8 protein-coding genes are annotated in these 11,143 nt (G+C 72.0%); 2 read left to right on the forward strand and 6 right to left on the reverse strand.

The genetic code is table 11. The annotated features are described in order from the left end of the window. Positions 1–40: 40 nt before the first annotated feature. Positions 41–2,473 carry a non-reducing end alpha-L-arabinofuranosidase family hydrolase gene (locus ACFYUY_RS34140; protein WP_387906449.1) on the forward strand — a complete coding sequence of 811 codons (2,433 nt, stop codon included), beginning with the start codon at positions 41–43 and terminating at the stop codon, positions 2,471–2,473. 132 nt (positions 2,474–2,605) lie between these two features. On the opposite strand, the gene aspA is transcribed toward ACFYUY_RS34140, so the two are convergent. The 5 genes from aspA to ACFYUY_RS34165 form a co-directional block, all read right to left on the reverse strand. After that, on the reverse strand, positions 2,606–4,015 hold the full coding sequence (aspA, locus tag ACFYUY_RS34145; protein WP_387906451.1) for an aspartate ammonia-lyase: 1,410 nt from the start codon (positions 4,013–4,015) through the stop codon (positions 2,606–2,608). Between the two features lie 37 nt (positions 4,016–4,052). After that, on the reverse strand, positions 4,053–5,069 hold the full coding sequence (locus ACFYUY_RS34150; protein ID WP_387906453.1) for an asparaginase: 1,017 nt from the start codon (positions 5,067–5,069) through the stop codon (positions 4,053–4,055). A 104-nt stretch (positions 5,070–5,173) separates the two neighbouring features. After that, a complete protein-coding gene (locus tag ACFYUY_RS34155; protein ID WP_360212063.1) occupies positions 5,174–6,613 on the reverse strand; it encodes an amino acid permease in 1,440 nt (479 codons plus the stop codon). Continuing rightward, on the reverse strand, positions 6,610–7,287 hold the full coding sequence (locus ACFYUY_RS34160; protein WP_360212199.1) for a FadR/GntR family transcriptional regulator: 678 nt from the start codon (positions 7,285–7,287) through the stop codon (positions 6,610–6,612). The genes ACFYUY_RS34155 and ACFYUY_RS34160 overlap by 4 nt, the downstream gene beginning before the upstream one ends. A gap of 89 nt (positions 7,288–7,376) precedes the next feature. Further along, positions 7,377–8,165 (reverse strand): gamma-glutamyl-gamma-aminobutyrate hydrolase family protein, encoded by a 789-nt coding sequence (locus ACFYUY_RS34165; protein ID WP_387906458.1) that lies wholly within the window; start codon positions 8,163–8,165, stop codon positions 7,377–7,379. Positions 8,166–8,435: 270 nt separating this feature from the next. Between ACFYUY_RS34165 and ACFYUY_RS34170 the strand changes: the two genes are divergently transcribed. Continuing rightward, a complete protein-coding gene (locus tag ACFYUY_RS34170; protein ID WP_360212059.1) occupies positions 8,436–9,344 on the forward strand; it encodes a LysR substrate-binding domain-containing protein in 909 nt (302 codons plus the stop codon). A gap of 74 nt (positions 9,345–9,418) precedes the next feature. On the opposite strand, the gene ACFYUY_RS34175 is transcribed toward ACFYUY_RS34170, so the two are convergent. Further along, positions 9,419–10,681 (reverse strand): hypothetical protein, encoded by a 1,263-nt coding sequence (locus tag ACFYUY_RS34175; RefSeq protein WP_387906461.1) that lies wholly within the window; start codon positions 10,679–10,681, stop codon positions 9,419–9,421. Between the last annotated feature and the right edge of the window lie 462 nt (positions 10,682–11,143).

An 11,143-nucleotide genomic window follows, 5' to 3' on the forward strand; every position in this document is an offset into this window, starting at 1 on the left:
AGGGCCGCACCAAGGCCCGCCCGCTCAGAAGGACAAGCCCTTGCCAGACCAGAACCGCTCCCATCGCCGCCGTCCGGCAACCCGCCGTCTGATCGCGGCCGCCGTGGTGCTCGCCGCCGCGGGTACCGCCGTACCGCTGATCGCCCAGGCCGCACGGACGCCGAACGCCGGCAAGCCCACCGCGCTGGGCCCGGCGGCGGCCGCTAGCGGCCGCTACTTCGGTACGGCCGTCGCCGCCGGGAGGCTCGGCGACTCGACGTACTCCACCGTTCTCGACCGGGAATTCACCATGGTCACCCCGGAGAACGAGATGAAGTGGGACACCGTCGAGCCCTCGCGCGGATCGTTCGACTTCGCCCCCGCCGACGCGATCGTCGGCCATGCTTCCGGGCACGGCCAGCGCATGCGCGGCCACACCCTGGTCTGGCACTCCCAGCTGCCCGACTGGGTCTCCTCCATCACCGACGCCAACACCCTGCGCGGTGTGATGAACAACCACATCACCCAGGAGATGGCCCACTACAAGGGCAGGATCTACGCCTGGGACGTGGTGAACGAGGCGTTCGCCGACGGCGGGAGCGGCCAGCACCGCCCCTCGGTGTTCCAGAACGTGCTCGGCAACGGCTTCATCGAGGAGGCCTTCCGCACCGCCAGGAACGCCGACCCCGCGGCCAAGCTCTGCTACAACGACTACAACATCGAGAACCGGTCGGACGCCAAGACCCAGGGCGTCTACGCCATGGTCAAGGACTTCAGGTCCCGCGGCGTCCCCATCGACTGCGTCGGCTTCCAGAGCCACTTCGGCGCGGGCGGCCCGCCTGCGAGCTTCCGTACCACCCTGTCCGACTTCGCCGCGCTCGGCGTCGACGTCCAGATCACCGAACTGGACGTCGCCCAGGCGTCCGCCACCGCGTACCGCGACGCCGTCCAGGCCTGCCTCGACGTCCCCCGCTGCACGGGCACGACCGTGTGGGGCATCCGCGACAGGGACTCCTGGCGCACCGGCGAGAACCCGTTGCTCTTCGACGACAACGGCAACCGGAAGAGCGCCTACGACGCGGTGCTCACCGCCCTGGGCAGCGCCGGCGGCGGCACCACGGACGGCGGCATCACCTCCGGCACCGTCTACACGCTCTCCGCGGCGGGAGCCTCCGGTCGCGTCCTCGACGAGCCCGCGGGGTGGAACGGCAACGGCACCCCGCTCCAGGTCTGGGACGCCAGCGGCGCCACCAACCAGCAGTGGCGCGCCACCAGGAACGACGACGGCTCCTACACCCTGACCAACATCGCCAGCGGACGGGTCCTGGACGAACCCGGCGGCCGGACCGGCAACGGGACGCGGATGCAGGTCTGGGACTCCACCGGCGGCGCCAACCAGCGCTGGAAGGCCACCCGGAACAGCGACGGCTCGTACACGCTCACCAACGCCGCGAGCGGCCGGGCCCTGGAGACCCCCGGCAACCAGACCGCCAACGGCACCGCCGTCCAGATCTGGGACTCCTGGGGCGCGGCCAACCAGCACTGGAGCCTCAAGCCGTCCGGTTCGTCGACGCCGGCGCCGACGGGCGGCTCGTGCGCACTGCCGTCGACGTACCGGTGGTCGTCCACGGGCGCGCTCGCGCAGCCGGCGAACGGCTGGGGCGCGCTGAAGGACTTCACCGACGTCGTCTACAACGGCAAACACCTCGTCTACGCGTCGAACGTCTCGGGATCCTCCTACGGCTCCATGGCGTTCGCCCCGTTCACCGACTGGCCGGACATGGCCACCGCCCCCCAGACCGCGATGAACCAGAACGCCGTCGCCCCCACCCTCTTCTACTTCGCCCCCAAGAAGACCTGGGTCCTCGCCTACCAGTGGGGCCAGTGGCCCTTCATCTACCGCACCTCCGACGACCCCACCAACCCCAACGGCTGGTCCGCCCCCCAACCACTGTTCACCGGCACCATCCCCGGCGCCGCCCCGATCGACCAGACCCTCATCGCCGACGACCAGAACATGTACCTCTTCTTCGCCGGCGACAACGGCAGCATCTACCGGGCGAGCATGCCCATCGACAACTTCCCCGGCAACTTCGGCTCCTCCTACACCACCGTCATGACCGACACCGTCAAGAACCTCTTCGAAGCACCCCAGGTCTACAAGGTCAAGGACCGGAACCAGTACCTCATGATCGTCGAAGCCCGCGGCACCGACGAACACCGCTACTTCCGCTCCTTCACCACCACCAGCCTCAACGGCACCTGGACCCCCCAAGCCGCCACCGAGAACAACCCCTTCGCCGGCAAAGCCAACAGCGGCGCCACCTGGACCAACGACATCAGCCACGGCGACCTCGTCCGCACCAACCCCGACCAGACCATGACCATCGACCCCTGCCACCTCCAACTCCTCTACCAGGGCAAAGCCCCCAACGCCACCGGCCCCTACGACCGACTCCCCTGGCGCCCCGCCCTCCTCACCCTCCAACACTGACCCACCCCACCAGCCACACGACGCCCACACCACCACCAGGACACCCGCGCGCAAGCGCGGGTGCCCCGGCGACCACACTCCGACCCGAGCCGGACCGTCGGACGGCGGCCGGCCGCGTCGCCGGCGACGGTCTCAGACCACGGCCACGCCGCTGCCGGCGATCACCTCGGGCCGCAGCAGGGCCGCGAGCCGCTCCGCCGGGAGCAGGCCGCGCTCCAGCACGAGTTCGGCCACACCCCGGCCGCTGGCGAGGGCCTCCTTGGCGATGTCGGTGGCGGCCGTGTACCCGATGTACGGGTTCAGGGCGGTCACCAGCCCGATGGAGTTCTCGACGGTCGCGCGCAGCACCTCGGTGTTGGCGGTGATGCCGGAGACGCACCGCTCGGCGAGGGTGAGGCATGCGGCGCGCAGATGGGTGATCGACTCCGACAGCGAGTGCAGGATGATCGGCTCGAAGGCGTTGAGCTGCAGCTGCCCCGCCTCGGCGGCCATGGTGATCGCGACGTCGTTGCCGATCACCTCGAAGGCGACCTGGTTGACCACTTCCGGGATCACCGGGTTGACCTTGCCCGGCATGATGCTCGAACCGGCCTGCACCGGCGGCAGGTTGATCTCGCCGAGGCCGGCGCGCGGCCCGGAGGACAGCAGCCGCAGGTCGTTGCACGTCTTGGACAGCTTGACGGCGATGCGCTTGAGCACCCCGGACATCTGGACGAACGCGCCGCAGTCCTGGGTGGCCTCGACCAGGTTGGCCGCGGTGACCAGGGGCAGCCCGGTGATGCCGGCGAGGTGGCGCCGCGCGGCTTCGGCGTACCCGGTGGGAGCGTTGAGGCCGGTGCCGATCGCGGTGGCGCCGAGGTTGATCTCGTGGATCAACCGGACGGCTTCCGCGAGCCGGCTGCGGTCCTCGTCGAGCATGACGGCGAAGGCGGAGAACTCCTGGCCGAGCGTCATCGGCACGGCGTCCTGCAGCTGGGTGCGGCCCATCTTCAGGACGTCGCGGAACTCGACGGCCTTGTGGGCGAAGGCGTCCTGGAGGACGGCCATCGCGTCGAGCAGGCCCCGCACGGCGAAGACCGTCGCGATCCGGACGGCGGTCGGGTAGACGTCGTTGGTGGACTGGCCGAGGTTGACGTGCTCGTTGGGGTGCAGGTGGCGGTACTCGCCCCTGGCGTGTCCCAGGAGCTCCAGCGCCCGGTTGGCGAGGACCTCGTTGGCGTTCATGTTGGTCGAGGTGCCGGCGCCGCCCTGGATGACGTCCACGACGAACTGGTCGTGCAGCTTGCCGCCGCGGATCTCGCGGCAGGCGGTGGCGATCGCGGCGGCCTTCGTGGGTTCCAGCAGGCCGAGTTCCTCGTTGGCGAGGGCGGCGGCCTCCTTCACGGCGGCCAGCGCGTCGATCAGGTGCGGGTAGGCGGAGATGGGCGTGCCCGTGATGGGGAAGTTCTCGGTGGCGCGCAGGGTGTGGACGCCCCAGTAGGCGTCGGCGGGGACGTCCCGGTCCCCGAGCAGGTCGTGTTCGCTACGGGTGGCGGCGGTCATGGCTGGGCGGGTCCTCTTCTGGCAGTGGTGGGTCGGGTCACGGGCGCGCGAGCAGGGCGGACGGGTCCAGCGCGGTCACCGGCCGCACGCCGCCGACGGGCCGGCCGCCGCCGGTCGCCGGCTCCCCCGCGAATGCGGTGAGCAGCCGCGGGTCGACGCCCGCCAGCGCCAGGGCGGCCGCCGCCACCGGGACGCGCGCCCGGTTCGCCCCGTCGGCGATCTTCAGGGCGACGGCGCGGCCGTCCGGCAGCGCGGCGATCTGGACGCCCTCGAAACCGTCCTTGGCGAGCAGCCCCGGTACCGCGCGCATCAGCCGGGCCACGTCCCGCCCCGCACCGGAGGCCATCTCGGGGTGTTCGCGCAACGCGGCCGCCACCCGGAACTCGGGGGTCCCGGGTGCGCCGGTGGCGATGCGCGCGGCGGCGCGGGCCAGTCCGTGCAGGGAGACGGCGAACAGGGGGGTGCCGCAGCCGTCCAGGGTGGCGTGCGCGATGCGCTGGCCGGTGAGGTCCTCCACGGTGTCCGCGATCATCCGTTGGAGCGGGTGCCCGGGGGCGTCGTAGTCCTGCAGAGGCCAGCCGTTGAGCCGGCACAGGTGGAGCATCGCGGCGTGCTTGCCGGAGCAGTTCTGGGCGATGCGGGAGGGCGGGCGGTCCTCCCGGATCCAGGTGTCGCGCACGGCCGGGTCGTACGGCAGGTCGGGGACGTTGCGAAGGTCGTCCTCGGTGAGACCGGCGAGCGTCAGGATCCGCCGGGCGGCCGCGAGGTGGCGTTCCTCGCCGGAATGGCTGCCCATCGCGACGGCGAGCAGTTCACCGTCGAGCGGCAGTCCCGCCCGGACCATGGCGACGGCCTGGACGGGCTTGAGGGCCGATCGCGGGAAGCACGCGGCCTCCGCGTCGCCGAGCTGGAACCGGACCTCGCCGTCGCCGCCGAGGATGACGACGGAGCCGTGGTGGGTGCTCTCGACCACACCGCCTCGGGTGACGTGGGCGAGGGGGACGTGGCGGGGCTCGCGGATCGCGGGCGCGTCCGCGAGAAGGCTGGTGAGCATGGTTGCCTCGATCGTGATGGCTTGGGGCTGCTGACCTGGGTGCCTGACGGCGGTGGCCCGGGCGGAGGCGCGGTGGGCCCGCGGATCCCCCGGGCCACCCGGGTTCAGTCGTCGGTTCCGGCCGCGACGCGCGCGATGCGCCCGCGGACCGCGTACCAGCCGGCGACGAGGACGGCGGCGATGAGCGGTACGCACAGCACGGTGGTGCGTCCGGCGCCGCCGTCGGCGTACATGAGGACCAGGACGGTGACGAGGAAGGCCAGCGTCACGAGTTCGGTCCAGGGCGAGCCGGGCAGCCGGTACTCGGGCCTGGTCAGTTCGCCGGACGTGGTCTTCCGCCAGAACAGGAGGTGGCAGAGCATGATCATGCCCCAGGTGGCGATGATGCCGATGGCCGCGAGGTTGAGCACGATCTCGAACGCGTCTGCGGGGACGACGAAGTTGAGGCCGACGCCGAGGACGCACATGCCGCTGGTGAGCAGGATGCCGCCGTAGGGCACCTGGGTGCGGCTCATCCGTGCGGTGAAGCGCGGAGCCGAGCCGTTGACGGCCATGGAGCGCAGGATGCGGCCGGTCGAGTAGAGGCCGGAGTTGAGCGAGGACATCGCCGCGGTGAGGACGACCAGGTTCATCACGCTGCCCGCCGCCGGGACACCGATGTGGGAGAGCACCGTCACGAACGGGCTCTGGCCGGAGGTGTACCGGTTCCACGGCATCAGCATCGACAGCAGCACGACCGAGCCGACGTAGAACAGGCCCACCCGCCACATGATCGAGTTGATCGCCTTCGGCATGATCTTCTCGGGGTTCTCGGTCTCCCCTGCCGTCACGCCGACCAGTTCGACGGAGGCGTAGGCGAAGACGACGCCCTGGATGATCAGCAGCATCGGCAGCAGCCCGTTGGGGAAGATCCCGCCGTTGTCGGTGATCAGGGACGGGCCGGGCACGGCGCCGTCGACCGGGTGCTGGGTCACGAGCAGGAAGATCCCGATGCCCATGAAGACGACCAGGGCGCCGACCTTGACGATGGCGAACCAGAACTCCAGTTCGCCGAAGATCCGCACCGAGATGAGGTTCACGGTGAGCACCACGGCCAGGGCTATGAGCGCGATCACCCACTGCGGGACGTCGGAGAACAGGTGCCAGTAGTGGGTGTACGTGGCGACGGCGGTGATGTCGGCGATGCCGGTGGTCGCCCAGTTGAGGAAGTACATCCAGCCGGCGGTGTAGGCGCCCTTCTCCCCCAGGAACTCCCGGGCGTACGAGACGAAGGCACCGGAGGAGGGGCGGTACAGGACGAGCTCGCCGAGCGCCCGCACCACCAGGAACGCGAAGACGCCGCAGATGGCGTACGCGACGAACAGGGAGGGGCCGGCGTCGGCGAGCCGTCCGCCGGCGCCGAGGAACAGCCCGGTGCCGATCGCACCGCCGATGGCGATCATGTTGACGTGCCGGGCCTTCAGGGACTTGCTGTAGCCGGTGTCTCCGGCGTCGACGTGACGGGTCGTGGGGCGCTTCTCGTCTTTGAGGAACTGCTCGCTCACGCCTCGGCTCTGCCTTCTCTTGAGGTGTCCGCGCGCTGGGGGCGCACGATGTCGGTGAGGGTGGCCTCCACGCGGTGGAGGTGGTGGGACATCGCCTCGACGGCGTCGGACTCGGAACCGTCGATCAGGGCCTCGACGATCGCGCGGTGCTCGCAGTTGGACTGCTCGCGCCGACCGCCGAGTTCGTTGAGGAAGGTCGACTGACGCGCCAGTGCGTCACGGATCTCCTCGATCACCCTGCGGAACACCGGGTTGCCGGAGGCCTCGGCCACCGCCAGGTGGAACACGGTGTCCAGGGCGACCCACGCGGTGGTGTCGGTCTCCCGTTCCATCCGGTCGAGCAGGTGGGCCAGGTGGTCCAGGTCCTCGGGGCTCCGGCGCAGCGCCGCGTAGCCGGCGACCGGGATCTCGACGTGCCGGCGCACCTCCAGGAGGTCGCTGGCCGCGTAGTCGCCGAAGGTGGGGTCCTCGACCGTGTTCGCCACGACGAAGGTGCCCTTGCCGGTCTTCGAGACGGTCAGGCCCATGGCCTGCAGGGCACGGAGGGCCTCCCGCAGCACGGGTCGGCTGACCTCCAGCGTCCGGCACAGCTCCGCTTCCGAGGGGAGCTTGTCCCCCACGGCGTACTGACCGCGCTCGATGGCGCTGCGCAGGTGGCCGAACACCGCTTCCATGGCGCTGACGCGCCGCGGGGGGACCGCACCACCTGTCTGGCTGTCTGACAGGTTCACGGGCTGATCCTGGGGCTTGGAACACCACGGTGTCAAGACACCGGAGCCGTGCCGGTGACCTGGGGTGAACCCGGCCGGACCCGCACCTTCCGCTCGCCGGCACCGCCGGGGGCGGCGGCCGGAGCCGACCGGGCCGCGGCCACCAGCGCGTGCACCACCGCCGAGTCGAAGGCCATCTCGGGATGCCACTGGACGCCGACCGCGAAGCGGTGCCGGGTGCTCTCGATCGCCTCGACGGTGCCGTCCGCCGTCCGCGCGCCCACGACCAGGCCGGCCCCGAGGGAGTCCACCGCCTGGTGGTGGTGCGTGGCGACCTGGCGGGTCCCCGGAAGGAGCGCGCCGATCCGCGTCCCGGCCACCGTGGTGACGGCGTGGGGGGCGAAGTGGCCGCCGTGCAGGTTGTGCCCGTGGTGGCCCACCGTCTCGGGGAGGTGCTGGATCAGGGTGCCGCCCGCGTGCACGTTCATCAGCTGCATCCCGCGGCACACTCCGAGCACCGGCATGTCACGCGCCAGAGCCTCGGCCAGCACGGCCCGCTCCCAGCGGTCGCGTTCACGGACCGGAGGCCCCGTGCACGGATGCGGCTGCGCTCCGTACAGCTCGGGATCCAGGTCCTCGCCGCTGGTCAGGACGATCGCGTCCAGTCGGGCCACGACGTCGGGCGCGGCCTCCGGCGCGTCCGGTGGCAGCAGGACCACCCGGCCGCCCGCCGCCTGGACGCAGCTGACGTACGCCGCGGGCAGCAGTGCCGCGGGCAACTCCCACTCCGCCCACTGGGCCTGGGCGAGGTAGGTGGTGAGGCCGATGAGTGGCTTGGGCATACCACGTCCTTTCGGGAGCGGGGGTCGACGGCCGACAGCCGTCTCCTGCGGCCCGCCCGGCGGTGGCGGCGCGGGCGGGCGGCGCAGGAGGGGGTGCACGGCCCGCAGGGCACGCGGACGCGCCCGGCGAGTGCGGGGGCGGGGGTGGGGTGGGGCGCCGGCCCGGGGGCGGAGGCTTGTGCATCCGGGCCGCGAGCAAGAATCCTGCTGCCGTTCATGCTTAAGCACAAGAAAAGACATCTTCGCGACAGATAAGTGAGCCTTAACTCCGTGCAGAGACTCGACCCCCGGCTGCTCGCCACCCTCGAAGCCGTCATCCGCCACGGCTCCTTCAACGCCGCCGCACGCGAGTTGGGATACAGCGCGCCCGCCGTCTCGCAGCAGATCGCCGAACTCGAACGCCGGGCCGGCCTCATCCTGATCGAGCGCCGCCCCGTGCGCGCCACCCCGGCCGGCACCGTCCTCCTCGACGCCGAACAGCGCGTGCGGAGCGCGCTGGCCGCGGCGTCCCTGGAACTCGACGCGATGCGCGCGGGAACGGCCGGGCGGATCAGGCTCGGGGCGTTCGCCTCCTCCGCCGCCGGCATCGTCCCCCGGGCGCTGGCGGAGCTCCACGCGGCGTATCCCGACGTCCGGGTCAGCCTCTCCCAGGTGGAGCCCGAGGCCGGCTACGGCCGGCTCAAGCGCGGAGACATGGACCTGGCCCTCAGTTACGACTACGACTTCATCCCGATGCCACCGCCCCGGACGCTGCGCCGGACGCTGGTCGCGCGTGATCCGGTCGTGGCGGTCGTCCCGGCCGACCATCCCCTCGCCCACCGGGACGTCATCGACCTCGCCGACCTCGCGTCCGAGACCTGGATCGCGGCTCCGGAGGCAGCGCTGCGCCTGGAGCTGCTCGCCCAGATGGCCAGGACACCGGGTTTCCAGGCCCGCCTCGAATACGACGGCGACGACTTCAACACCGTGCTCGGCTTCGTGGCCTCCGGTCTGTGCGTCGCCGTCATGCCGCGGCTGGCCGTCCCTCCGGACAGCACCCAGGTCGTGGCGCGCCGCCTCGCCGGCCCGGAGCTGACGCGCTTCATCTACACCGTCCGCATCGACACCCGGCACGCCCCGCGCGCCCTCCTGGCCCTGGAGGGGATGCTCGCCGCCGAGGCCCTGGACGCCCTCTCATGAGCCGGGGCGAGGCCGCGACGGGCGCGACACCGGCAGTCGCCGGCCCGCGGGCGGGCCGGCCTCCGGGCGGCCGCTCAGCCCTGCGACAGGGTGCTCCGATCGGCGGTGAGCCGCTCACGCCACTCGGCCACGGCGCCGGCGGGCATCGCCGCGAGACGGGCGATCACCTCGTCGTCCCGCCCGTCGCTCCAGCTGAGGACGCGGGTCAGGACGGCGTTCCGGACGAGGCGGACCTCCTTGAGCAGCTCCTCCAGGCGCTTCAGCTCCTCCCCGGTGGCGGAGAGCGTGTCGTCGACGGCCGTCCTCTCCACGGCCCGCTCGTGCCGCAGGTACTCCGCCAGGCCGGTGAGGACCACGCCGTCGTCGGCCGCGGCACCGCGGAACGTCTCGGCGAGGTGGTCCAACACGCAGTCAGGGGCGTCGGCGAGACTCGCCCCCACGACCTTCGCGCCCTCCCAGCTGCACCGTCCGGCGTCGCTGGTCCGCAGCCAGAGCCCGGCCTCGACCGGAGTCCGGTCGCCGCACGCGGCCGCGCGATGGGCGTACAGGGCCGCACGGTGACCGTAGAAGACGTAGCCCTCCTCGATCCGGACACCCGCCGGAGCACAGATCCGCCCCGGCACGCCGCCGTAACCGGAGTCGGGCCGGTAGGCGGCGCATCCGTCCAGCTCGGCGTCGGTAGCCGTCGCCCAGGCCGGATCGCACAGCTCCGGGTTCCGCGCGAGGAAGTCCGCCACCTCGACCCGCCATGCCGGAACCGGGCTCATCCGGGGTTCGGCCCAGATCACCGTTCCCGTGTCATCGAGCGTGAACCGGCAGGCCTGTTCGAGGTCCGTCCAGGCCGTGGCGGCCTCGGCGGACCACTCCAGTTCCTCGTCCGGACCGACCCGGTGCAGCGAGCCGATCACGCGCTGGACCAGGGGCAACACCCGTCGGACCAGCGCGTGGAGCTCCCCGGCGGTGAAGAAGCGCCAGGTGTCGGCGCCCCGGTCGTCGACCGTGCGGTGCGTGAGCGGCAGAGCGAACACCGCCGGGGAGGGCAGCGCGCCCTCGCCGACCGTGGCCCGGCGGTGCCCGGGGAGCCAGCCGGCGGCATCCTCGCCCTGAGTCCGCCAGTCGCTGTCCCCGAACCACACGGCGCCGGCCGCGACGTCGACGGCGATCCACTGCTGGTAGCCGTTACCCGGCCCGAACCGCTCCAGGTGGTGCTCGGCCTGCCGGTCGTGCCACACGTACTCCGCCGGGGGCGGACTGAGTTGGACGGCGACGAAACCGTCCTGCGGGGTGTACCCGACGACGACGTGTGCGGTCGGTTTGCTGGACTCGGTCCCGGACATGCGGCTCCCTCCGTGCCGGACCGTGGCGGATCCGCCACTGTGCGGCACCGAGCCTGCCCTGCGCGGGCCATCCGATCAAATCCGATCACTTGTGCACGCGTCGTCCCCCGAGGGCCCGCGCACGCGCGACACGGGACGGCACCGCCGGGCGCGCGACCACGAAGGACGCCGGGCATTTCGCTCGCGGAGCTGCCGGTGAAGCGGACCTTGACGCAGCCTCGCCGGGCGCGCATCATCGACCCGTGAACCTGTCAGACAGCATGACAGGCGTGGAGCTGGCCGCCGTCGCCGGAAGCCGCACGGTCGGCCCGCGGGCACGGGACCGGACACGCCGGTGCGGGGGGGGCCCCCCGGCGCCCCCCCCCCCCCCCCCCCCCCGGTAACCCGCCCACCGGGTCACCCGGGATGGCCGGCACCACCAAAACCAGGGGGGCCCCCAACAAAACGGGGGGGGGGCCCAAC

Source organism: Kitasatospora sp. NPDC004745 (assembly GCF_042873275.1).
In the GTDB taxonomy this organism is placed as follows: Bacteria; Actinomycetota; Actinomycetes; order Streptomycetales; family Streptomycetaceae; genus Kitasatospora.

Excerpts from the sequence above, each read along its gene's own strand:
- ACFYUY_RS34175 (WP_387906461.1), bottom strand. The coding sequence starts at position 10,681 with ATGTCCGGGACCGAGTCCAGCAAACCGACCGCACACGTCGTCGTCGGG.
- aspA (WP_387906451.1), bottom strand. The coding sequence starts at position 4,015 with ATGACCGCCGCCACCCGTAGCGAACACGACCTGCTCGGGGACCGGGAC.
- ACFYUY_RS34150 (WP_387906453.1), bottom strand. The coding sequence starts at position 5,069 with ATGCTCACCAGCCTTCTCGCGGACGCGCCCGCGATCCGCGAGCCCCGC.
- ACFYUY_RS34165 (WP_387906458.1), bottom strand. The coding sequence starts at position 8,165 with ATGCCCAAGCCACTCATCGGCCTCACCACCTACCTCGCCCAGGCCCAG.
- ACFYUY_RS34160 (WP_360212199.1), bottom strand. The coding sequence starts at position 7,287 with ATGGAAGCGGTGTTCGGCCACCTGCGCAGCGCCATCGAGCGCGGTCAG.